At 74.6% G+C, this 23,071-nt stretch carries 18 protein-coding genes, 2 tRNA genes and 1 riboswitch; of the genes, 7 read left to right on the top strand and 13 right to left on the bottom strand.

The features are described 5' to 3' along the window. Positions 1-219: 219 nt before the first annotated feature. On the bottom strand, positions 220-2,409 hold the full coding sequence (locus ACH4TP_RS20400) for an asparagine synthase-related protein (protein ID WP_389238013.1): 2,190 nt from the start codon (positions 2,407-2,409) through the stop codon (positions 220-222). Positions 2,410-2,970: 561 nt separating this feature from the next. Here ACH4TP_RS20400 and ACH4TP_RS20395 point away from each other — a divergent pair. From ACH4TP_RS20395 to ACH4TP_RS20375, 5 genes are all read left to right on the top strand, one after another. After that, positions 2,971-4,413: an MFS transporter gene (locus ACH4TP_RS20395; RefSeq protein WP_389237867.1), complete on the top strand. Its 1,443-nt coding sequence runs from the start codon at positions 2,971-2,973 to the stop codon at positions 4,411-4,413. A 148-nt stretch (positions 4,414-4,561) separates the two neighbouring features. Then, a complete protein-coding gene (gene lhgO / locus ACH4TP_RS20390; RefSeq protein ID WP_389237869.1) occupies positions 4,562-5,746 on the top strand; it encodes an L-2-hydroxyglutarate oxidase in 1,185 nt (394 codons plus the stop codon). A 121-nt stretch (positions 5,747-5,867) separates the two neighbouring features. After that, positions 5,868-6,587: a tRNA (guanosine(46)-N7)-methyltransferase TrmB gene (trmB, locus tag ACH4TP_RS20385; protein ID WP_389238015.1), complete on the top strand. Its 720-nt coding sequence runs from the start codon at positions 5,868-5,870 to the stop codon at positions 6,585-6,587. 135 nt (positions 6,588-6,722) lie between these two features. Then, positions 6,723-8,030 carry a PrsW family intramembrane metalloprotease gene (locus ACH4TP_RS20380; RefSeq protein WP_389237871.1) on the top strand — a complete coding sequence of 436 codons (1,308 nt, stop codon included), beginning with the start codon at positions 6,723-6,725 and terminating at the stop codon, positions 8,028-8,030. Positions 8,031-8,122: 92 nt separating this feature from the next. Beyond that, positions 8,123-8,542 (top strand): peptidoglycan-binding protein, encoded by a 420-nt coding sequence (locus ACH4TP_RS20375; protein WP_398438711.1) that lies wholly within the window; start codon positions 8,123-8,125, stop codon positions 8,540-8,542. Between the two features lie 67 nt (positions 8,543-8,609). Here ACH4TP_RS20375 and ACH4TP_RS20370 read toward each other — a convergent pair whose 3' ends face one another. From ACH4TP_RS20370 to ACH4TP_RS20335, 8 genes are all read right to left on the bottom strand, one after another. Next, the gene (locus ACH4TP_RS20370; protein WP_398438710.1) at positions 8,610-9,695 is read right to left on the bottom strand and encodes a M23 family metallopeptidase; all 1,086 of its coding nucleotides are present in this window, start codon (positions 9,693-9,695) and stop codon (positions 8,610-8,612) included. 11 nt (positions 9,696-9,706) lie between these two features. Continuing rightward, a riboswitch (cyclic di-AMP (ydaO/yuaA leader) is annotated at positions 9,707-9,854 on the bottom strand. A 212-nt stretch (positions 9,855-10,066) separates the two neighbouring features. Beyond that, positions 10,067-11,269, bottom strand: a complete 1,203-nt coding sequence (locus ACH4TP_RS20365; protein ID WP_398438709.1) for a PP2C family protein-serine/threonine phosphatase — start codon at positions 11,267-11,269, stop codon at positions 10,067-10,069. Positions 11,270-11,378: 109 nt separating this feature from the next. Next, positions 11,379-12,614: an MFS transporter gene (locus ACH4TP_RS20360; protein WP_398438708.1), complete on the bottom strand. Its 1,236-nt coding sequence runs from the start codon at positions 12,612-12,614 to the stop codon at positions 11,379-11,381. Next, positions 12,611-13,633 (bottom strand): PLP-dependent cysteine synthase family protein, encoded by a 1,023-nt coding sequence (locus ACH4TP_RS20355; RefSeq protein WP_398191476.1) that lies wholly within the window; start codon positions 13,631-13,633, stop codon positions 12,611-12,613. Before ACH4TP_RS20355 ends, ACH4TP_RS20360 begins: the two co-directional genes overlap by 4 nt. Before the next feature lie 63 nt (positions 13,634-13,696). After that, entirely contained in the window at positions 13,697-14,059 is a 363-nt protein-coding gene (locus ACH4TP_RS20350) for a hypothetical protein (protein ID WP_398438707.1), read from the bottom strand. A gap of 102 nt (positions 14,060-14,161) precedes the next feature. Next, the gene (locus tag ACH4TP_RS20345; protein ID WP_398191482.1) at positions 14,162-14,902 is read right to left on the bottom strand and encodes a MerR family transcriptional regulator; all 741 of its coding nucleotides are present in this window, start codon (positions 14,900-14,902) and stop codon (positions 14,162-14,164) included. Between the two features lie 107 nt (positions 14,903-15,009). After that, a tRNA-Met gene (locus tag ACH4TP_RS20340) sits at positions 15,010-15,083 on the bottom strand. A 64-nt stretch (positions 15,084-15,147) separates the two neighbouring features. After that, positions 15,148-15,642, bottom strand: coding sequence for a rhodanese-like domain-containing protein (locus tag ACH4TP_RS20335; RefSeq protein WP_398438706.1), 495 nt, complete (start codon positions 15,640-15,642; stop codon positions 15,148-15,150). Positions 15,643-15,826: 184 nt separating this feature from the next. On the opposite strand from ACH4TP_RS20335, the gene sigJ reads away from it, so the two are divergent. After that, the gene (gene sigJ, locus ACH4TP_RS20330; protein ID WP_389237889.1) at positions 15,827-16,780 is read left to right on the top strand and encodes an RNA polymerase sigma factor SigJ; all 954 of its coding nucleotides are present in this window, start codon (positions 15,827-15,829) and stop codon (positions 16,778-16,780) included. 23 nt (positions 16,781-16,803) lie between these two features. On the opposite strand, the gene ACH4TP_RS20325 is transcribed toward sigJ, so the two are convergent. Together ACH4TP_RS20325 and ACH4TP_RS20320 are read right to left on the bottom strand one after the other, a co-directional pair. After that, positions 16,804-17,385: a phosphatase PAP2 family protein gene (locus ACH4TP_RS20325; protein WP_398191486.1), complete on the bottom strand. Its 582-nt coding sequence runs from the start codon at positions 17,383-17,385 to the stop codon at positions 16,804-16,806. A gap of 34 nt (positions 17,386-17,419) precedes the next feature. Further along, positions 17,420-18,745, bottom strand: coding sequence for a diacylglycerol/lipid kinase family protein (locus tag ACH4TP_RS20320; RefSeq protein ID WP_398438727.1), 1,326 nt, complete (start codon positions 18,743-18,745; stop codon positions 17,420-17,422). Positions 18,746-19,041: 296 nt separating this feature from the next. On the opposite strand from ACH4TP_RS20320, the gene ACH4TP_RS20315 reads away from it, so the two are divergent. After that, positions 19,042-19,635: a dihydrofolate reductase family protein gene (locus ACH4TP_RS20315; RefSeq protein WP_389237893.1), complete on the top strand. Its 594-nt coding sequence runs from the start codon at positions 19,042-19,044 to the stop codon at positions 19,633-19,635. A 61-nt stretch (positions 19,636-19,696) separates the two neighbouring features. Here the strand turns inward: ACH4TP_RS20315 and ACH4TP_RS20310 are convergent. Both ACH4TP_RS20310 and ACH4TP_RS20305 read right to left on the bottom strand, forming a co-directional pair. Next, positions 19,697-19,772, bottom strand: a tRNA-Lys gene (locus ACH4TP_RS20310). A gap of 118 nt (positions 19,773-19,890) precedes the next feature. Then, on the bottom strand, positions 19,891-23,022 hold the full coding sequence (locus ACH4TP_RS20305; protein WP_398438705.1) for an FG-GAP-like repeat-containing protein: 3,132 nt from the start codon (positions 23,020-23,022) through the stop codon (positions 19,891-19,893). Between the last annotated feature and the right edge of the window lie 49 nt (positions 23,023-23,071).

The following is a 23,071-nucleotide window of genomic DNA, read 5'->3' as shown; positions in this document are numbered from 1 at the left end:
CATTGTGTCGGGCGGGCGGGGCGGACGCCTCGGGGTTTGCCCGGGCGGGTCCCGGGCGGGGCCCCTGAGGGCCTCGGGTGCGGGACCGCGCGAAGCGCGGCGTCCTCCGGGGCGGGGCGGGTGTCCCGGGGCGGGGCGGGTATCCCGGGGCGGGGCGGGCGCCCAGGAGCAGGGCGGGCGCCCCCGGTCTGTGGGCTGGCCCCGGGCCCGGGGGGGGACTCAGGCCGGTAGCGAGCGGGACGTCGGGATCAGGGGGCCCCGGACCGCGCGGTGGGCGCGGGGTTCGGTCGTGTTGGTCCAGCAGGAGCCGCGGCGGGAGAGGAGGCGGTGGAGCCAGAGTTCGGTGGAGATGAGGTCGGCGAGGCCGTCGAGGGGGATGGGGGCGCCGTCGGCCGCGGCGTGGAGGGCTTTGCGGACGACGCGGGCGTCGATCAGGCCGGCGTCGGCGAGGAGGGGGGCGTCGAAGAGGGAGAGGAGGTGGGGGAGGGCGGCGCGGAGGCCCGCGCGGGCGGCGGCGGGCGGGACGGCCGGGTGGGGGGCGCCCCAGCCCGGGGGGAGGTCGTGGACGCCGGCGCCGGTGAGGACCGTGCGCAGGACGCCGGCGCGGGCGTCCGGCTGGACCCGGAGCGACTCGGGGAGGTCGCGGCAGGCCCGTACGACCTGGTTGTCGAGGAAGGGGGCGTGGAGGCGCTGGCCGCGGATCTCCGCCGCCTGCTCCAGGACCCGGTGGTCGGCCGCCGCGCGGACGAGGGCGGCACGCGCGCGTGCCTCGCCGGGGCGCTGGACGGAGGCCGGGAGGGTCGCCGCCCGGTTCAGGCGAACCGATACTTCGGCGAGGGCCTCGCCCGTCAGCCAGCGCGCCGCCGGGCCCGGCCGGGACCAGGCGAGGGCGGAGAGCGAGGCCTCCAGGGGGCCGGAGCCGTCCGGGGCCGTGCGGTTCGCCTCCAGGACCCGGCGGGCCGCCGCCTCCAGGCCCGTCCGGTACGGGGTGCGGGCCAGTTTCCGCGCCGCCCGGTACACCGTCAGCGGGACGAGCAGCGAGCCCGCCGAGGGCCCCGAGGCCTTCGCGAGGGCCGTCACCGGGCGCACCAGGGAGCGGCGCCTGCGGTCCATCAGGAGGTCGGCGAGGCGCGCCGGGTGGGCGTCCAGGACCTGCTTCGCGCCCATGCCCGTGAAGTGGTCGGCGCTGCCGCCCGCGAGCCGCCTGCGGTGGCGTTCGGCCGTGACGAGCGCGGGTCCCGGCTCGTCGGTGAGCGGGCCGTCGAGCGCCGCGTACGGCAGCGCCTCCGCTCCGCCGGTGACGACCACGTGGTGCAGGCGGGGGTCGGCGGCGATCGCGCGGGCCCGCTCCAGCTCCGCCGTGCGCCGCGCGCCGGCCCGTGTCGCCAGGTCGTTGAAGGTGACGGCGAGCAGCCGCTCCCCCGCGCCCGTGCCGTGCCCGGTGATCGTGCCCGGGACCCCCGGGAGGCCCGCGGCGAGGAGGGCGAGCGTGCCGGAGGCACTGCCGCCGGACAGGTCGGCGCCGATGCCGGGCGCCGGGCCCGCGCCCCGGGCCGCCCGCCGGTCGGCGGGCCCCATGCCGGGGACGGGGCCCGGGTCGGGGAGCGGCGCCTCGGGGGCGTGGCGGGGGGCGGTGAGCCGGGCGCGTACGGCCTCGACGAGGGCGTCCCGTACCCCTTCGACGGCCTGCCGGGGGTCGGTCTCGGGCGCGGCGACGGCGAGCGAGGCCACCTGCTCGTAGCCGGTGATCTCGCGCGAGCCCTCCCGCAGGATCAGCGCGTGGCCGGGCGGGACCCGCCTGACCCCTTCGTACGGGGTGGAGTCGCGCAGCGCCTCCGGGGTCTCGGGGCAGGCGAGCAGGGCGGCGAGGTGGCCGATGTCGAGCTGGGCCTCGACGAGGTCGGCGAGCGGCAGGGCCGCGGTGGCGTAGGCGGTGCCGCCCGCCCAGGGGGTGTGGAACACCGGGCGGGCGCCGGCGAGGTCTCCGGTGACGGTGACGCGGCGGCCGGTCCTGACGACGGCGGTGTAGCTGCCGGGCCAGGCGGTGAGGTGCCGCAACGCGCCCCCGCGCGCGGTGAGCAGGCCGATCCGCAGCTCCTCGTCGCTCGCGGCGCAGCAGCCGAGGACGGCGAGGCGGGTGTGGTCGTCGACGGCCACGACGCGCACCTCGTCGGGGCGCCAGTCGCCGACCGCCCAGAGCGGGTCGGGGTCTCCCCAGAGGAGTTGCGCGCCCACCGGTTGCACCGTGCGCCCCTCGGCCGCGCGGTCGGGGCCGTACGAGGAGCGGGCGTCGTATCCGGGGTCGTACGGGGAGGCCGAGCCGTGCGCGCCGTTCACCGGTCCCGGTCTGGCCCCCGCGGTCGTGGCGAAGCTCGCGGCGACACTGCTCCAGCCCACCAGCCATCGCATCGGCGCCTCCACATCCGTTTCGGTGGAGGACATGCTGCCACGACAACGGCGCACGGGGCGGGGTCCGGGCGCACGCGCGCGAAAGCCGAATGCGCCCCTGGCATGGGCCAGTTGGCGACCTGCCCGGACCGGCGTCATTCGGCCAAATATCGACCCCCGGCGGGGGTTTGAACGGGCGTCCGGGCGGAAACCCGGGCATCGGCAGTCCGGGAGGCGCTCCCGCCTCCCGGAGCCGTCCGCCGCCCGCGGGGAATGGGGCGGCGGTGTCCCCCAGCCCACTGGTCCGGTACACCGTTCCCGGCCGAGCGGGCCGACCCACGCGAGATTCATGGAAGCGCTCCCCCGCCGGGCGGACGAGAGCGCACGGCCGGGCGCACGGCCGCGCGGCCGGAGCACGAGCCGCGCCGCCGGACCCGCCGGTCGCACGGTCACACAACAATCTCGCCATACGGAACACCGCCCCTTAACGGTGGGGATGCGGCGAACTACGCTGTGTTTACGAATGCCGCACGCCTATGCCCGGCGTCGTGGCGGCCGTCTGGGTGGTCGAGGGGTGGCGTCATGTCCAGGGAGCAACGCGGGCCGAACGAAAAGCTCGGCACGGTTCTCGCCCTCGCGGGAATCAGCAACGCCGGGCTCGCCCGGCGCGTCAACGACCTCGGTGCGCAGAGGGGTCTGACGCTTCGTTACGACAAGACCTCGGTCGCCCGCTGGGTGTCCAAGGGCATGGTGCCGCAGGGCGCCGCCCCGCATCTGATCGCCGCCGCGATCGGGCAGAAGCTGGGCCGGCCCGTGCCGCTGCACGAGATCGGGCTCGCGGACGCCGACCCGGCGCCCGAGGTGGGGCTCGCCTTCCCGCGCGACGTCGGCGAGGCGGTCCGCTCGGCCACCGACCTGTACCGGCTGGATCTGGCCGGGCGGCGGGCCGGCGGGGGCGGCATCTGGCAGTCGCTCGCCGGGTCCTTCTCGGTCAGCGCGTACGCGACGCCCGCGTCCCGCTGGCTGATAACCCCGGCCGACCCGTCGGTGGAGCGCGAGGCCCCGCGTCCCGCCGCGGGCGCCGGCGCGGCGGCGGCGGCGGAGCACGCGCGCGTGGGCCACAGCGACGTCGCCAAACTCCGCGAGGCGGCCGAGGACGCGCGCCGCTGGGACTCCAAGTACGGCGGCGGGGACTGGCGTTCGTCGATGGTGCCCGAGTGCTTACGCGTGGACGCGGCGCCGCTGCTGCTCGGCTCGTACTCGGACGAGGTCGGCCGGGCCCTGTTCGGCGCGACCGCCGAGCTCACCCGGCTCGCCGGCTGGATGGCCTTCGACACCGGGCAGCAGGAGGCGGCCCAGCGCTACTACATCCAGGCCCTGCGGCTCGCCCGCGCCGCCGCCGACGTGCCCCTCGGCGGCTATGTGCTGGCCTCCATGTCCCTCCAGGCCACCTACCGGGGCTTCGCCGACGAGGGCGTCGACCTCGCGCAGGCCGCCCTCGAACGGAACCGGGGGCTCGCCACCGCCCGCACCATGTCCTTCTTCCGGCTCGTCGAGGCCCGCGCGCACGCCAAGGCCGGTGACGGGGTGGCCGCGGCGGCCGCGCTCAAGTCCGCCGAGGGCTGGCTGGAGCGGTCCCGGGAGGGCGACGCCGACCCGACGTGGCTCGGCTTCTACTCGTACGACCGGTTCTGCGCCGACGCCGCCGAGTGCTACCGGGACCTGCGGATGCCGGGCGAGGTGCGGCGCTTCACCGAGCAGGCGCTGTCCCGGCCGACGGAGGAGTTCGTCCGCTCGCACGGACTGCGGCTCGTGGTGTCGGCGGTGGCCGAGCTGGAGTCGGGCAACCTGGACGCGGCCTGCGCGGCCGGTACGCGCGCGGTGGAGGTGGCGGGGCGGATCTCCTCGGCGCGGACCACCGAGTACGTACGGGACCTGCTGCACCGGCTCGAACCGTACGGGCACGAGCCGCGGGTCAGGGAACTGCGGGAGCGGGCCCGCCCGCTGCTCGTCGCTCCGGCGTGAGACCCCGCCCGGGAGCGCGCCGCCGCTCCGGCGTGGGACCCCGCCCGGGGACGCGCCGCCGCTCCGGCGTGACGCGCGTCCCACAAGGTGGGCGTTTAACGGTGCTGTCAGTGGGCCAGTGCACTATCGGGGGTGGGAGGTGGCGCTGGTGTTTGACTGTGACGTGCTGGTGATCGGCGGTGGGATCGTCGGTCTCTCGACGGCGTACGCGGTGACGCGTGCCGCTCCCGGCACCCGGGTCACGGTCCTGGAGAAGGAGCACGCCCTCGCGCGCCACCAGACCGGGCGCAACAGCGGGGTGATCCACAGCGGGATCTACTACCGGCCGGGCTCGCTCAAGGCGCGGTACGCGGTCGAGGGCGCGGCCGAGATGGTCAAGTTCTGCGCGGAGTGGGGCATCGCGCACGAGGTGACGGGGAAGCTGATCGTCGCCACCACGCGCGAGGAGCTGCCCCGGCTGCACGCGCTCGTGCAGCGCGGCCGGGAGAACGGCATCCCCGTGCGGGAGCTCGGCCCGGCGCAGATCAGCGAGTACGAGCCGCGGGTGCGGGGGCTCGCCGCGATCCACGTCGGCACGACCGGCATCTGCGACTACGGGGCGGTGTCGGAGCGGCTCGCGTCGGCCTCCGGGGCGCGGATCCTGTACGGCGCGGAGGTCACCGTCATCGACCGGCGGCCCTGGGGCGTCGCCGTGCGCACGGCGGACGGGCGCGTGGTGCGGGCGAAGGTCCTGGTCAACTGCGCGGGACTGCACTGCGACCGGATCGCGCGGCTCGCGGGCGACGACCCCGGCATGCGGATCGTCCCCTTCCGGGGGGAGTACTACGAGCTCGCGGACCCCTCCCTGGTCCGGGGCCTGGTCTACCCGGTGCCGGACCCCGCCTTCCCGTTCCTCGGCGTGCACCTGACCCGGGGCATCGACGGCGGCGTCCACATCGGGCCGAACGCGGTCCCGGCGCTCGCGAAGGAGGGGTACGGCTGGTCCGTCGTCCACCCGCGCGAGCTGGGCGCCACCCTGGCCTGGCCCGGCTCCTGGGCCATCGCCCGCGCCCACTGGCGGTACGGCGCCGGAGAACTGCACCGCTCGGTCTCGAAGCGGGCCTTCACCGAGGCGGTCCGCCGGCTGCTCCCCATCGTCCGGGAGTCCGACCTGAGACGGGCCGCCCCGGGCGTGCGGGCCCAGGCGGTGCTGCGCGACGGGACCCTGGTCGACGACTTCCTGTTCCGCGAGGCGGAGCGGACGGTCCACGTCCTGAACGCCCCCTCGCCCGCGGCGACGGCCTCGCTCCCGATCGGGCGCGAGGTGGCCCGCCGGGCCCTGGCGCGGCTGTAGCGCGACGCCGCGCTCCCGGCGCGGTCCCCGTAGACTTGGCCGCATTGTGTCTGAGCAGATCGAGAACAGCCCGCAGCCCGTCGCCGACCCCGGCCAGCCCGTCGCGCGCCGGGGCAGCCGGATGTTCACCCCCGGCGAGGGGCCCATGCCGGATCCCGCCGGGGCCCACCACGAGCGGCGGATCCGGAGCTTCCAGCCGCGCCGCAGCCGCGTCACGTACGGGCAGGCCCAGGCCATGCTGAAGCGGTGGCCCGACTGGGGCTTCGACATCGACGGCAAGCGGGTCCTGGACCTGGGCGAGATGTTCGACGGGCTTCCGGTCGTCCTGGAGATCGGCTTCGGCATGGGCGAGGCGACCGCGCAGATGGCGGCCGCGGACCCGGGCACCGGGATCCTCGCCGTGGACGTGCACACGCCCGGCCAGGGCAATCTGCTCGGTCTCGCCGACCGGAACGGCCTCACCAACGTCCGGGTCGCCAACGGCGACGCGGTCATCCTGCTCCGCGAGATGCTCGGCGACGCGGTCCTCGACGGCTGCCGGGTCTACTTCCCGGACCCGTGGCCCAAGGCCCGCCACCACAAGCGCCGGCTGATCCAGCCCGAGTTCCTCAGCCTCCTCGCGCCGCGCATGAAGCCCGGGGCCGTGCTGCACTGCGCCACGGACTGGGAGGAGTACGCCGTCCAGATGCTGGAGGTGCTCTCCGCGCATCCGGACTACGAGAACACGCAGGCCGACGGCGGCTACGCGCCCCGCCCCGACTTCCGGCCCCTCACCCGCTTCGAGGGGCAGGGGCTCGACAAGGGGCACGTCGTGCACGACCTGCTCTTCCGGCGGAAGTGAACCGGCGGCTCTTCCGGCGGGAGCGACCCGGCTGCTCTTCCGACGGGAGCGACCCGACGGCGGTGACCCGTCGAAGTGACCGAGAGCCGGTAACTTCGTCGACCGCTGTCGGTGGGGGTCGTTAGGGTCGCTCACGTGTCCAACCCCGCCGCCGTCCCGCACCGGGACACCGAGGAGCCGGCCTTCCCCGCCGCCGCCGACCGATCCCAGTGGCGCTACCGGCCGCGCCGGGCCTTCTGGCGCAGCCGGCTGGTCCGGGCGGTCGCCCTCGTCACGCTGCTCGCGCTCTGCGCCCTGGTGATCCTGGCGCTGGTCCGCGAGCAGACCGGCACGCAGGGCTTCCTCGTCGGTCTGGGCCTCGCCGTGCTTCCCGTACCGCTGCTCATGGCGGCGTTCCGCTGGCTCGACCGGGTCGAGCCGGGCCCCTGGAAGAACCTGCTGTTCGCGTTCGCCTGGGGCGCCTTCGCCGCCGCGCTCGTCGCGATCCTGGCGAACTCCTTCGCGGTCCGCTGGATCGCCACGGCCACGGCCGATCCGGACTCCGCCGACAACCTCGGGGCCACCGTCATCGCCCCGGTGGTGGAGGAGAGCGCGAAGGCGGCCGCGGTCCTGCTGCTGTTCCTCTTCCGCCGGAAGGACTTCGGCGGTCTCGTCGACGGCGTCGTGTTCGCCGGTTTCACCGCGACCGGCTTCGCCTTCACCGAGAACATCCTCTATCTCGGCAACGCCTTCGGCGAGGACCAGGAGTTCGGCGCCTCCGGCCTGGGCTCGGTGACCGCCGCGACCTTCTTCGTACGGGCCGTGATGTCGCCGTTCGCGCATCCGCTGTTCACCGTGCTCACCGGCATCGGCTTCGGTCTCGCCGCCCTCGCGCCGCGCGGGAAGCGGCTGCGCCGGGTGCTGCTGCCGCTGGCGGGGCTGCTGCTCGCGATGAGCCTGCACGCCGCGTGGAACGGCTCGGCCACCTTCGGCGGCCCGCTGGCCTTCTACGCGGTGTACGGGGTGCTCATGGTCCCGGCCTTCGGCCTGCTGACCTGGCTGGCGGTGTGGAGCCGGCAGCGCGAGCTGCGCACGATATCCGGGGAGCTCCCGGCGTACGCGGCGGCCGGCTGGCTCGCCCCCGCGGAGCCGCTCGCGCTGTCGTCGATGCGGGCCCGGAAGACGGCCCGCGCGTTCGCCGCGCGGACCTACGGAGCGCCGGCCGCGCGGGCGGTCGGCGAGTACGAGTCCTTCGCGACGACCCTGGCGTTCCTGCGGGACCGGGCCCGGCGCGGCGCGGCGGGGCCCGACTTCCCGGCCCGGGAGCAGGAGCTGCTGCACCACCTGTGGCAGCGCCGCGAGGTCGCCTCCCCCGCGCTCACGTACGCGGCGCGGGCGACGGGCCGGGTCTGGGCGCCGCCGCAGTACCGGGACTACGACGGCTACAACCCGTACCGCCGCTGACGCCGGTTTCCCGGGACGTCCCACGGCCCCACGGGCTCCGGTCGCACGGTACCGTCGTCCTCGCAAGATCGTTTCAGAACGGGGAGACGCACGTGTTCAAGAAGATCGTGGCCAAGGCGGGTCTCGCGCTGGGTACGGCGGCGCTGGTCGTCGGGGCGACCGGCGGTCCGGCCGGCGCCGTCGAGGGGGCCGGTTACGTCGGCGGCGGTTACTCCAACAGCGGTGCGGGCGTCTGGTGCGCCCAGCACCTGGCGAACGACATCGCCCGGAAGGCCGGGGACCGCGCGCTGATCTCGGAGGACAGCCAGTGGGGGCCGCAGACCAAGGCCCAGATCGTCTGGCTGCAGAGCCGTCTCGGCCTCAAGGCCGACGGCATCGTCGGCCCCGAGACGGGCAACTGGCTGCTCTACCTCGGTGACCAGTACTACGGCGGCAAGAGCGGTTACTGCTACTGGAACCTGCCGAGCGACTGGCGTCTCGGGGGCATGTACGTCCCCACCGAGCTCACCTGATCCGGAGTGGCGACGGCGCCCCCGGTCCGGCATCCGCCGGGCCGGGGGCGCCGTTCCGTTCGGGTCCTCAGGGGTTCAGGCCCTTGGAGCGGAGCCAGGCCGCCGGGTCGATGCCGTCGCCGCCGGCGGTGTGGACCTCCATGTGGAGGTGGGCGCCGGTGACGTTGCCGGTGGCGCCGACGCGGCCGATGGTCTCGCCGGTGCCGACGGTCTGGCCGGCGCTGACCAGCATGGAGGAGAGGTGGCAGTACCAGACCTCGGTGCCGTCCTCCAGCTCCAGGACGATGCGGTAGCCGTAGGAGCCGGACCAGCCGGCCGACTTCACGGTGGCACCGTGGACCGCCTTGAGCGGGGTGCCCGTGGGGGCGGCGAAGTCGAGGCCGGTGTGGAAGCCGGAGGACCACATCGAGCCGGACTGCATGTAGGTGGCGGTGAGGGTGTACGAGGAGACCGGCAGCGAGTAGCTGGCGGCGAGCTGGGCGAGGCGCTCGGCCTCGGCCGCCTCGGCCTTCGCCTTGGCCTCCGCTTCCGCCTTGGCCTTGGCTTCGGCCTCCGCCTTGGCCTTCGCCTCGGCGGCCTCCTTCTCCGCGGCGGCTTCCTTGGCCTTGGCCTCCGCGGCGGCCTTCTCGGCCGCGGCCTTCTCGACGGCGGCCTTCTCGGCGGCGTCGGCGGAGGCCTGCTGCTGCTCGGCCTGCTGGAGGATGCGGGCGCGCAGGGCCTCGCCCGCGGCGGGGGCGGAGGCGGTCCGCTCCTCGGCCGGGGCGGTGTAGGTGGCGGAGGTGAGCGGGTTCGCCTCGGCCTGGGCGGCGGGCGCGCTCTCCTCTTCGGGGAGGAGGTCGCCGACGCCGGGGAGGTCGTGGGCGTCCGGCAGGTTCAGGTCCGGGAGGTCCGGCAGGGATATCGCCACCGGGGGCTTCTCCTGCGCGGTGGCGAGGCCGCCCGCGCCGACGGCGGCGATCACGCCGACGCCGAGGACGGTGGAGGAGCGGGCGAAGTTGGAGCGCTGCTTGACGACCCGGTGCCGGCCGCCGGAGCGGCTCTCGGCGCGCAGGGAGCCCTCGGTGGGGTTCCACTCGGTGTCCGGGGCGGAGGGAGCCGCACCACCACCGAAGGCGTCGAAGGGGGCTTCGGGTGCGGGAGTGTTGGACGCCACGGGGGCGCGCTCCTTTCCTTCCGTCTCGCCTACCGGGTTAGCTGACGGGTTCGGAGCGGGAAGGTCTCCTACGGGCACGCTCGCACGGGTGCGAAGGGGCCCGATTCACCCCAAGTGGTGGTTCCCCGGTTCCTTTTCAGGATTCGGCGCGTGCGCACGGTGCCGCCTCTTGCGACGGCTGGGACGACCGCGCTGCGTTATCGAACGTTAATAGACAGGGGGTCCCGATTCCAAGCCGTTCCTCTTGATCATTCATTGAATTGTGGGGCTATCGCCCGAGTTGACCCCCCTTCAGCAAGGCCTTCGGTGGATTCCGCGAAACCCCCGCGATCTGACGTTATGTCAATTGTTATCGCAGTGATACCCTTCGACTACGACCGGTGACCGGGCCCGCCCGGCGGCACCACCGGCATCGTCCGGCGCCGCTCGGGCTGCCCCGTCGCCGGGCGGCTCACCGCGAGCAGCGCCATGTCGTCCGTCGACCCGCCGCCCGTGTGGAGCCGTACGTCGTCCACGAGCGCGTCGAGCAGCTCCTCGGGTCCCGGGAAGATCCGCCCGGCGAGCCGCGCCGCCGGATCGTAGAAGACGCCCCGCGCGTTCCGCGCCTCCGAGAGGCCGTCCGTGTAGAAGAGCAGCGTCGCGCCCGGCGGGAACGGCCGCGCCTCGGCCCGGTCCGGCCACGCCGCCAGCTCGCCCATGCCGAGCGGCAGCGCCGCCTCGCCCGGCTCCAGGAGGTCCAGGCGCCCGTCCCCGTACAGCAGCAGCGGCGGCGGGTGCCCGCGGTTGACGACCCGTACGAAACCGCCGAAGGTCCCGCCGCCGTCGCCGCGCGGGATCTCGGCCAGGACGGCGGTGGTGAACCCCTCGAAGGAGTCGAGGTCGTCCCGGCGCATGCCCTCCCGGGCAAGGGCCCGCTCCAGGCGCCGCGCCACGCCCTCCAGGGTCCGCTCCGTCTCGGCCGCCTCCCGGAAGGCGCCGATGACGACGGCGACGGCCTCGACCGCCTCCATCCCCTTGCCCCGGACGTCCCCGACCACGAGCCGCACCCCGTGCGGGGTGTCCTGGACCGCGAACAGGTCACCGCCGATGAACGCGTCGGCCTGCGCCGCCTCGTACCGCGCCGCGCACTGCAGCCCGCCTATCCGCTCGGCGGGCATCGGCAGCACCGCCTTCTGCGCGGCCTCCGCGATGACCCGCGCCGAGGCGAGGCGCTCGCCGCTGCGGCGCACGACCCGGTTGATGAGGAGGGCGAGCGCGGAGACGGTGAGGACGGTCAGGGTCTCGGTGAGGGACGCGACCTCGTCGACGGTGCCGTTGTAGGAGTGCAGCCCGACCGAGGCGAGGACGGCGGCGATCCCGGTGAGCAGGGTCGTGAGCAGGGAGAAGAAGGGCGCGGCGATCAGCGGGGCGGCGGAGAAGAGCGGCGCCGCCGTGTACTCGGGCGGTGTCGCCAGGTCGAAGGCGACACCGCCCACGATGATCAGCGGGGGCAGCGCGCGGATGAAGCGGCGGACGCCGCCGTACTCGGGGCGTTCCCCGCCCCGCCGTCCGCCGTCCGCCGCTCCTGGCCCCACCTGTGCTCTCCCTGCCCGGTCCGCCCCGCCGCGGTCCGCACCGCGCCCTCCCAGGGTGGCCGCCGCCGCCCGGGGCGGCGACTCCCGCGGGGCCGACTGGCGTACGGGATCAGCCCCTGGTCACCGCCGCCCCCGCCGCCAGCCGGCCGCCCCGGGCGAGCAGGGCCATCGCCGCCGCGCACACCAGGCCCACCGCGCACAGCACGAGCCACGGCGCCGCCGACCAGCCGGTGACGTCGAGGAGCGCGCCGGTCCCCAGGTTCCCGAGGGTGATGCCGACCCCGCACACGGTGTTGTAGAGCCCGTAGTGGGTGGCCACCCAGCGCCCCCGGGACAGGGCGACGACGGTGTCCATCTCGTACGGGTAGAGCACCGCGTTCGCCACGGACAGGACCGCCGCGCACAGCAGCAGCCCCACCAGACCGCGCCCCAGGACGGCCGGGACCAGGAAGGCCCCGCCCATCAGGGCGAGCCCGAGGACGAGACACCGCTCCCGGCTGAGGCGCTCCCGGCACCAGGCCGTGATCCGCAGCTGCCCGGCGAGCGCGACGAGCGCCGAGACGGCGAACAGCGCGGTCGTCGCGCCCGTGCCGCCCGCCGCGAGCGGCAGCGCCAGGTAGACCTGGAAGGACAGCACGTACGAGCCGGTCATGGCGAGCGAGAAGAGCCAGAAGGTCCGGTGGGAGAGCACCGTGCGGAACTGCCCCCGCTCCCCCTTCCCGTCCGGAGAGCCAGAAGCGGCCCTTACGGGCATGTACCGGAGCTGTACGAGGGTCAGGCCGGCGAACAGCACCGCCGCGACCACGCACGTCAGCCGGAACGACACCCCCGTCAGGGCCACCCCGACGAGCGGCCCGAGCAGGATGCCCGCCTGGTAGTACGTGTTGAACAGCGCGAAGGCCTCCACCCGGCGCTCCTCCCCCGCCTCCGCCGCGAGACAGGCCCGCACGGCGGGGTTGAAGAGCGCCCCCGCGAGACCGGTCGCGAGCGAGGCGGCGATCAGCATCGGCAGCGACTGCGCGAAGGCGAGCGCCCCGAAGCCGACCGTCCGCAGCGCGCAGCCGGCCACGATGAGCGGCTTGAAGCCGAGCCGGTCGGCGAGCGCCCCGCCGACGAGGAACATGCCCTGCTGGGAGAGGTTCCGGGCGCCGAGGACGAGCCCGACGGCCCAGGCCGCCATGCCGAGCCCGTCCGCGAGGTGCGCGGCCAGGTACGGCATGAGCATGTAGAAGCCGAGGTTGATGGTGAGCTGGTTGAGGAACAGGAGCCGTACGGCCGGATCGAAGGAGCGGCTCTGCTTCCAGATGCCGCCCCGGCCCTTGGCGGGCGCGGTCGCCGTGGTCACTTGGCCCGCTCCAGGACCCGGCGCGTCCAGCCGCTGACCGTGTCGTCGGAGACGTACGCGACGGGGTCCTCCCGTACGGGCCCGTCGAGCAGCCCGTGCGCCGCGCAGAACTCGTCGTTGAAGACGGTGTCGAAGTACCGCTGCGGCCCGTCCGGGAAGACGGCCGCGATCCGGGTCCCGCGCGGCCGGGTGCGGGCCAGCCAGCCGGCGACCAGGGCGACCGCGCCGACGCTCCAGCCGCCGGTCGCGAAGTGCCGCGAGGCCAGGCGGCGGGCCGTCCGGACCGCCTCCGCGGGACCCACCCAGTGGATCTCGTCGAAGGCCCCGTGGTCGACGTTGCCCGGGTGGATGGAGGAGCCGAGGCCGCGCATCAGCCGCTCCCCGGCCGGCAGGCCGAAGACGGTGGAGTTCACGGAGTCCACGCCGACCAGCTCCAGGGCGGGGCTGCTGGTGGCGCGCAGGGCCCGGGAGATCCCGGCCGAGTGGCCGCCGGTGCCGACGGCGCAGACGAGGACGTCGATCCGGTCGAGCTGCGCGGAGAGTTCGGCGGCGAGCCCGGTGTACGCGGCGGGGTTGTCGGGGTTCCCGTACTGGTTGGGCCACCAGGCCCCGTCGAGGGTGCCGAGCAGCTCGGCGACCTTGTCCATCCGGGCCTGCTGCCAGCCGCCCTGCGGGCTGGGCTCGGGGACGACGTGGACCCGGGCGCCGTGGGCGGCGAGCATCCGCTCGACGATCGGTTCGAGGCCGGGGTCGGTGACGACGTGCACGGGGTGGCCGTGGAGCACGCCCGCGAGGGCGAGGCCGAGGCCGAGGGTCCCGGAGGTCGACTCGACGATCGGGGCGCCGGGCCGCAGCTCTCCGCGGCGGCGGGCCTGCTCGACCATGTAGAGGGCGGCGCGGTCCTTGATCCCGCCGAAGTTGAAGCCTTCGAGCTTGGCCCAGTAGCCGTCGTCGGTCCACAGGACGGGGGTGTTGCCGACGGTCTGGCCCTCGACGGGAAGCATCAGTGGTGCGGTCATGGGGGGTCTTCCTAGGGGTGGGTACGCGAAAGGGAGCCTGGTCACGCGAGTGCGGGACGCGGCTCAGTTCCGGTCCACCCCGAGGGCGATCAGCAGTTGGCCCGGCCGGGGGCCGGGGCCCGCCCGCTTGCGGACGCAGCGCGCGCGGGGGTCGGTGCGGAGGTCCGCCGTGTACGGCAGGACGGCGGCTCCGGCGGCGTCGGGCGCCGCGGACTGGGAGGCGGCGGCCTGCGCGGGGAGGTGGGCGTCGAAGGTCCAGTCGTCCCCGGAGCGGTCGCAGCCGTGCGGGAGCGCGGGGGCGGAGAAGGCGGCGGTGCCGGAGGTCGGCAGCGCATGCCCGTGGGGGCCGTGGCAGACGCTCACCAGGAGGGTGAGGAGCGCGAGCAGGACGAGCAGGGCGGGCGCCCGCCGGCTCATCTCAGTCACGCGCTGGTCACTCATGGTGCGCGCGAGACTACGGTGGGGTGCCGCGCACCCGCAAAGAGGCAGGCGGGCTTTTGGCCACCGTTTACTTCAGGCAGGTGATCACTAAAGGTTCCGCTCGGCGTAGATCTCCATCGCGTCGCGGACCAGGACCGCGGTGCCCTCGCCGTGCTTGTCGTAGTTCGCGGTGAAGCGCGGGTCGTCGACGTACATTCGGCCGAGTCCGATCAGGTACTCCTTGCTCGGCGTCGTGGTCGTCGACAGCCAGGCGACCTGGCGCCGGGCGATCTCCTGCACCTCGTCGCTGCCGGCGGCCAGGCCCTCCCGGGCCGCCCGCCCGAAGTCGCGGGCGATGCCGGCCTGCTCCTCCATGAACGCCTTCTTCTCCGCGTCGGTGAGCGAGCGCCACCAGCGGTCGCCCTTCTCGTACGCGTCGCGGCCCCAGCGCCCGGTGACCTCCTCCTCGTACCGCGTGTGGTCGAAACCGTCGAACACTTCCTCGGCCATGAGCTCTTCTCCCTTCTCGGTCTTGCGGAGAGTGGTCCGCACCGACGCGATCTGGCGTCCGATGCGCTCGCGCTCCTGCTCCAGGAGGGCGAGATGGGTGCGCAGGGCGGCGGAGGTGTCCCGCTGCCCCGCGAGGACCTCGGCGATGGCGGGCAGCGAGAGCCCCAGCTCGCGCAGCAGCAGGATCCGCTGCAGCCGCACGAGCCCCGCGGCGTCGTAGTACCGGTAACCGTTCGCACCGATCCGGCTCGGTTCCAGCAGTCCGCGCTCCCCGTAGTGGCGGAGGGTGCGGCTGGTGGTGCCGGCCTTCTTGGCGATCTCCTGGATCGACCACTCCATGCCGAGAACGCTAGATCTTGACGTTGCGTAAAGGTCAAGCGAAGAGGGTCGGGACACGACGAAGGCCCGGATCCAGTGACTGGATCCGGGCCTTCGTTGCTACTGAGTAGCGGGGACAGGATTTGAACCTGCGACCTCTGGGTTATGAGCCCAGCGAGCTACCGAGCTGCTCCACCCCGCGTCGGTGAACATGACTCTACGGCATGACCGGGGCGATCACGAAATCGGTTTCCCGCGGCCCGGCCTCAGCAGCCGCAGTCGTCGGAGTCGACCGGCGCCGTGAGCGGGTCGGCGGCCTTCTGCGCGGGCCCCTCCCGCGTCTCGTACGCGAAGCCCTCCCGCACCCAGTACTCGAAGCCGCCGAGCATCTCCTTCACCTGGAAGCCCAGCTCGGCGAGGGCCAGCGCGGCGCGCGTGGCGCCGTTGCAGCCGGGGCCCCAGCAGTAGGTGACGACCGGGACGGACCGGTCGAGCAGCTGCTCGGCCTGCTCGGGGATGAGGGCGGTCGGCAGGTGGACCGCGCCGGGGACGTGGCCCTGGTCCCAGGAGGCGGTGGACCGGGAGTCGATCACCACGAAGCCCGGGTCGGTGCCCTCGGCGGCGGCGGTGGCGAGCGCGGAGGCCACGTCGGAGACGTCGGCGTGGAAGGCGAGGCTGGCCGAGAAGTAGGCGGCCGCGGCGGCGGGGGAGGCCGGCGGGGTGCGGAGCACGGGGTTGACCTGCGTCGTTGTCGTCGTCATGGTGATCAATCTACGGACGAAGATCACCGTGCTGAAGTGGGGATTCACGGTGGTCGGGGGCTTCGGCCGGGGAATCCCGGGCGTTCGCCACGAGACGGCGGGGATCTCACGTACCGGGACTGTCACCGGGCCGTGCGGCTCGCCTCCGCTGTCACATCTGCGGGACTTGATCCGTCATGACGGCATGACGGGACGCGAACGGGGAGATCGACGAGTGGACCACGCACCTCAGCACCAGACGGGCGACAAGGAGTTCCTGGCCCGGCGCTTCGACGCCGACCGCGGCCATCTGCGGGCGGTGGCCTACCGGATGCTGGGCTCGCTCAGCGAGGCCGAGGACGCCGTCCAGGAGGCCTGGTTCAAGCTCAGCCGCAGCGACGTCAGCGGCGTGGAGAACCTCAGCGGCTGGCTGACCACCGTCGTCGGCCGCGTCTGCCTCGACATGCTGCGCTCGCGCGGCTCGCGCCGCGAGGACCCGCTGGAGTACTACGTCCCCGACCCGGTGGTCCGCGTCGCCGACACCACCGACCCGGAGCACGCGGCCGAGCTCACCGAGTCCGTCGGGCTCGCGCTCCTCGTCGTCCTGGACACCCTGGGACCGGCGGAGCGGCTCGCGTTCGTGCTGCACGACATGTTCGCCGTCTCCTTCGACGAGATCGCGGAGATCGTCGACCGCACCCCCGCCGCCACCCGCCAGCTCGCCAGCCGCGCCCGCCGCCGCGTGCAGGACGCCACCCCGGCCCCCGGCCCGGACGCGCGGCGCCAGCGGGAGATCGCCGACGCCTTCCTCGCCGCCGCGCACGGCGGCGACTTCGAGGGGCTGCTCGCCGTCCTCGACCCGGACGTGGTGCTCCGCGCGGACGGCGGCCGGACCCTCGCGGCCGTCTCCAAGGTCGTCCGGGGCGCCGAGGCCGTCATCGCGCAGGCCCTCACGTACGCGAAGTTCCGTACGGGCGTGCTGCGGGTCGTCGCCAACGGCCAGCCCGCGGTCGTGTCGGTCGTCCAGGGCCGCCCGGGCTCGATCATGACGTTCACGATCGTCGAGGACCGCATCGTCGAGCTGCACATCCTGGCGGACCCGGAGCGCATGGCCGCGCTCGGCCTCACGGAGGAGGACCTGGCCCGGGCGGAGCACTGAGCCCGTACGAGGGTGACGGGAGGTCACTTCCGCCCGGTGTCCCACCAGCCCACTGCCGCCAGGGAGACGCCCGCGCTGGCGACGCCGAGGAGGGCGCCCGCGGTGACGTCGCCCGGGTAGTGCACGCCGGTGTGGACCCGGGAGTAGCCCACGGTCCAGGCCAGGGCCCAGAGCGGCAGCGCGGAGGGGGGGAAGACCGAACCGACGGCGCTGGCGAAGGCGAACGCCGAGGCCGTGTGCCCGGAGGGGAAAGAGGCCGAGGCCGGCATGGGGACGTGACGGCCCGTCACCACCCGGGCCGCCTCCCGGTCCGGTCGCGGCCGGTGGACCAGGTGCTTGCCCAGGAGGTTCGCCGAGGCGGAGGCCACCGCGATCGCCCCGGCCCCGGCGAGCGCGGCCCGCCGCGGCCGGCCCGGCACGAGCGCCAGCGCGGCCGCGATGCCGAACGAGATCTTGGAGTGGTTCGCCGCCGTGGACAGCCGGCGGAACGCCGTGTCGAGCGTGGGCGTGGGCGTGGCCGCCACCGCCGCGTACACGGCGCCGTCGACGGCCCGGATGTCGTGCAGGATCGCCCGGAGGGTCCCGGTCGTCGTGTCGGTCGTCATGCGCCGCTCCTAGCGGGTTCAGGGGTACGGGAGTTCAAGAGGTACGGGGGTCCCACGGGTTTCCGGCACCGGCGGCCGGCTCCTCGGGGAAGGCCAGCCGGGTCAGCCGCCGCCAGTCCAGGGGCGGCGGGGGCAGCGGCGAGCCCGGGCGGGCGCGGGGCACGAGGACCCGCAGGGCGCGCGGGCGCAGGGTGCAGACGACGGGCGTCGGCAGGGTCAGCGCCTCGCCGTCCACGGCGACGGGGATGGCGGCGCCGGGGGCACCCCCGGGACCGCCGGGGGCGCCCCCGACCTCCACGCGGCGGGCCGTCAGCACGTTCAGGCCGGTCGCCCGGTTCCCCAGGACGGCCAGCTCGGCGGCCTGGGCGGCGCCGTCCACGCGGATGCCGATCACCCCGAGCTCGCCCCCGTCGAGGCGGATCCGGCGGGCGGCGACCGTACCGAGCGGATCGGGCGCCGCGTACGGGTTGTTGCTGACCAGGAGCGCCTGCTGACCGGTGAGCGGGGTCCCGTCGGCGGTCGCGTCGAGACGGTCGCCCAGACCGCCCTGGAGGAGGTCGGGCAGCACGTCGAGCGCGGTGCCGGCCTTGTCGTCGCGGTACTCGGGGCGCTGCACCACGTCCGCGTACACCCCGAAGGAGACGGTGTTGACGAAGGGGCGCCCGGCGACGTCGCCGAGGTCGACCCGGAGCTCCTCGCCGTCGGTCAGCGCGTCCAGGCAGCGGGACGGGTCGGCGCGGTCGAGGCCCAGGTCCATCGCGAAGTGGTTGCGGGTGCCGGCGGAGATCACCAGGAACGGCAGGTCGTGCTCGGCGGCGACCTCGGCCACCAGGGCCTGCGTGCCGTCGCCGCCGGCCACCCCGAGCAGGTCGGCGCCCTCGGCCACGGCCTTCCGGGCGAGCCCGGCGACATCGGACGGGGCCGAGGGGTCGAGCAGGACCACCCGGGCGCCGAGCGCCTCCGCCCGCGCGACGAGCCCGAACCGCGCGACCTTCCCGCCGCCGGACTTCGGGTTCATGATCAGGACGGGCCGACGGGGCGGCTCGGCGGGCTCGCCCCGCATCAGGGCCTTCCGGTCGTCCTCCGGGCGGCGCAGGGCGGCCCGCGCGCAGGACAGCGCCACGCCCCACAGCCCCAGGGCCACGAAGGCGTTCACCCAGACGCCCCAGGCGACGTACAGGACGAGGGTCATGAGGGGCGCGGCCACCGCGAGCACCGCCCCGGACACCCGCAGCGGCCCCCGGTGCGCGAGGAACCACCAGACGCCCACGGCCGTCGCGGCGAGCCCCAGGACCCCGCTCAGCAGGATCACCAGACCGCTGCCGAGCGCGGCCAGCAGGGCCGCCGCCGCGCCTCCCATGGCGAGCAGCGCCCACCGGGCCAGCTCCCTGGCCTCCCCCGCCGGATCACCGGTACCTCTCGCCGCCACCGACCCCACCTCCGCACTCCGCGTCCACGTTTCCCCACGCCGTCCGGCGCCGCCCCCGTACGGAGCCGTTCGGACGAACGGAGTTCCGAGAGCCAGGACCGAGAATCCTCGCGAAAAGTTCCCCGGGGAGCGATGACTTCCCGACGCCGGGCCCGTCTGCATTCCCGTACGGCACGACATTCCCGTACGGCACGGCGAAGAAGCCCCGGACGAACAGGACCGACCCCATGCGCATCGTCATCAGCGAGTTCATCAGCCTCGACGGCGTCGTCCAGGCCCCGGGCGGTGCCGAGGAGGACACCGACGGCGGTTTCGCCCACGGCGGCTGGACGCACCGCTTCTTCGACCCGGAGATCGTCGGCGGCGCGTTCGCCGAGGCGGCCGGGAAGGCCGAGGCCCTGCTCTTCGGCCGCCGCACCTGGCAGACGATGGCCGCCGCCTGGCCGGAGCGGGCCGGCGACCCCTTCGCCGACCGGATGAACGCCCTCCCGAAGTACGTCGTCTCCGCCACCCTCGGCGAGGCCGACCTCGTCTGGAACACCACGCTCGTCCCCGGCGACAAGGCCCTGGCCCGCCTCCGCGAACTCCACGAGGCCCCCGGCGGCGACCTCCTCGTCATGGGCAGCCCCAGCCTCGTCCGCGCCCTCCTGGCCGAGGACCTCGTCGACGAACTCCGCCTGATCGTCATGCCGGTGATCCTCGGCGGCGGAAAGTCCCTCTTCCCGGCCGACGGCGTCCTCCGCACCCTCGAACTGGCCTCCACGGTCACCAGCCCCCAGGGCGTCAACGTCTGCACGTACCGCCGCCCGCGGACCCGCTGACCCCACCACGACGAAGCGCCCCGCCCGGTCGGAACCGGTCGGGGCGCTTCGCGCTTGCGCTTGGTAGGCCGTGTGGGACTCGAACCCACAACCAATGGATTAAAAGTCCACTGCTCTGCCAATTGAGCTAACGGCCCGTGGACAAGCACGCCCGAGCAGCATAGCCCGAGAGGGCTCGTGAACCGATCGAGTATCCGGCATCGGCCGCGCCGCGGGCCCGGCCGGTGCCGGACGGGCCCGCGGCGGGGCGGGGGGTCAGAACAGGGCCTTGAAGGTGTTCCAGCCGGAGCCGACCAGGCGGCGGGAGCCGTACGTGCCGCGGCAGGTGCCGTCGTAGGCGAAGAGCTTGCCCGTCGTGTCGCGGGCCACGAGGTCCGCGCAGCCGTCGCCGGAGAGGTCGCCGACGCCGACGAGGGAGGAGTAGATGCCCCAGCCGGTGCCGGCCTTCACGCGCGCGGTGACGCCGCCGGTGGCGGTGGAGTAGTAGCGCCAGAGGACACCGGAGGCGTCCACGCCGAGGAGGTCGCCGCGGCCGTCGCCGTTGAGGTCGCCGGCGCCGAGGAGCTTCTTGTACAGCTTCCAGTTGGTGCCGATGCGGACGCGGGACTTCACGCGGTGGTCGGCGGTGCCGCCGTAGAAGTACACGTCGCCGGTGGACGCCTGACGCGCGACCAGGTCCGTGTAGCCGTCGCCGTTCAGGTCGCCGGGGGACGTGAGGACGTCGTACTGCCCCCAGCCCGAGCCGATGACGGTGTACGGGGAGGAGGCCGAGACCACCTTGTCGCAGCCCGGCCGGTAGGCCCGCAGCTGGTCGCCGACCCGGACGAGCACGTCCGCGCAGCCGTCGGCGTTCACGTCGCCGAAGGGCACCAGGACGGACGAGGTCGCGAACTTGGCGCCCGTACCGGCGATCCGCGCCGACAGGGTGCCGTAGCCGGTGCCCTTGTACAGCGAGACCAGGCCCGCGGTGTCCATCGCGAGGAGGTCGCCCTGCGTGTCGTTCCCGGCCAGGTCCCGCCACGCCGGGCGGCCGCCGGTGACCGAGACCGTGCCGGTGAGGGACAGGTCGGCGCCCTGGCCGTCCGCCGTGCTCGCCGCCAGGTGCCAGCTGTACCGGCCGTTCAGGACGGGCTTCCCCGCCGTGTCGCGGCCGTCCCAGACGGCCTCGACACGGGCCCGGGTCTCGCCGCCGCCGAGGGTGCGGATCACGGCCCCGGTGTACACGTCCCGCAGCGTCAGCTGCCAGGTCGACGCGGGCTTGGACAGCGCCCAGGACGCCTTCCAGCCGTCCTTCGCCCGCATGCTCGCCGGGACCTTCGCCGAGGCGGCGGTGAGGCCGGAGGCGGGCACGCCCGGCCACACCACGTGGACGCGGTCGTCGGCGTCCACGTACGCGACGCCCCCGCCGAACCGGTCGACGGTCCAGGCCGCCCGGCGGGCGCCGTACACGGGCGTGGAGTCGACGAGCGTACGGGTCGCCGGCGTGCCCGCGTGGAAGTCGGTGATCCGGAGGTTCGCGCTGTTCTGGTCGACGTAGTAGCCGTCGCCGAGGAGGCCGCCCTCCCCGTACGAGCGGGGCAGCGCGATCTTCGTACCGCTCTTGAGGTCGACGACGCCCTGCTTCGCGTACCGGGCGCAGGCCCAGTAGAGCCAGCGCCCGCCCGCGGTCTGGAGCTCCGTCAGCGGGCAGCCGGAGCCGGTCGCGAGCTTGCCGAGGGCCTTGCCGGTGGCCAGGTCCTCGCGGGCGACCTCGCCGTCGGTGTCCGTGCTCGTGAACAGCGTGTCGCCCCACAGCGCGACGGCGGCCTGCTCCCGCCGCGACACGACCTTCGACGCGTCCAGGTCCACGACGACCGTCTCGGCGTCGGCGGCGAGTTCACCGGGGAACATGGGCCGCCCGGTCTGGACGACCGCCCAGCGGCCGAAGGCGTCGCCGATCCAGCCGTCGCTGTCGCCGTCGACGGTGACGCGGGTCGTCTTCCCCGTGGCGCTCCGGGCGATGACCGCCCGCTGGGTGTCCGGGATCCGGGGGTAGGAGACCGTGCGGCCGTCTCCGGTGTCGAAGAGCGAGGCCGAGTCGTTCCAGTCGGCGTTCGCCTCGACGCCCTGCCACGCCGGGGCGGACTGCCCCGTGTGGACCGGGCCGACGGGCAGCGTCCGGCCGTAGAAACCGGGCCCCTTCGGGCCGTCCTGCTCCAGGGTGGTGAGCCGGCCCGCGCCCAGCGCGAGCGCGTCGGTCTTCGCCGGGAGCGGTGCGAGCCGGCGCAGCTTCTCCAGGACCGGCGCGCCGCCGTCCTCGCCCGGGACGGCCTTGAGGAGGGACCAGTCGGTGGCGGAGCTGCCGCCGACGACGGCGGCGCCGCCGCCGGGTATCTGGTTGATCTCCCCCTCGGCCCGCTCCAGGAGCGTCTGCGAGCGCCCGTCGGGGTGCAGCGCGACGAGCTTCCGCCGGAGGGCGGCGTCGGTGCCGGAGGCGTCGCCCAGGGCGAGCACCCAGTCGCCGACCAGGCCGATGCGGGAGGCGCCCAGGCCCTCGGGAAGGGCGAAGTTCCGCTCGGCGCCGGTCAGGTCGGAGCGCTCCCGCACGTGCACGGTGCGGTTCCCGTCCACCCAGGCGATCCGCTCGGGGCTCACGGCCACCGGCGCGACGAGCACGCTCGCGGCCGGGGTGGGCGCCTCGATCACGGTCATCCGCCCGGTGCCCAGGTCGACGACGCCGAGGTCGGTGTAGTCGTACGCGGACGGTTCCGCGGGCCGGCCGAAGCGGATCACGGCCACGGAGTCGTCACCGGCCACGAGCCGCGCGTGGTGCAGGTCCGCGTCGGCGGGCCACCCGGTGACCGGGACGCGGGCCCCGGCCGGGGCGTCGGCGCGCACCAGGTAGTAGCCGGTCGTCGTGGAGAGGTCCTCGGCGGAGGCGTACTGCTGGAAGAGCAGCGTGTCGCCGAGCAGCCCCCGGTAGCTCGCGTCGCGCGGCACGTCGAACAGCTGCTCGGCGCCCGTCTCCACGTTGCGGAGGTAGTGGGTGCCGATGCCGTGCTGGAGGTGGAGCCAGCGTCCGCCGACTCCGGACCCGGCGAAGGACGCGTCGTCCTTCCCGTATCCGAGCGGGACGCTCCGGCCGCTCGCGAAGTCGGTCCACTCCAGCTGTCCGCCGGAGGACGGGTCGGAGTCCTCCGTCTCGTGCGTGTAGCCCGTGGTGCCGACCGCGGTGACGGTCTCCTGACGGGGTACGGTCCGCCAGTTCGGCATGATGTCCAGTTGGTCGATGCCCCCGGCCGGCTCGGCGGTCGCGGTCGGCGCGAGGCCGATTCCCGAGACCAGGAGCGCTGCGGCGAGGACGGCGGTACGCGCGCGAGGTCGCCGCGCGCGTGGGTGACGGGTCAAAGAGAGGTCCCTCCCCGGGGAAACCTGATGTGGATGCGGGGAGGAGCCT

The organism is Streptomyces sp. NPDC021012, assembly GCF_044333355.1.
Classification (GTDB): Bacteria; Actinomycetota; Actinomycetes; order Streptomycetales; family Streptomycetaceae; genus Streptomyces.
Note: the sequence above shows the minus strand (reverse complement) of the source record. Positions and strands in the feature narration are given on the sequence as shown.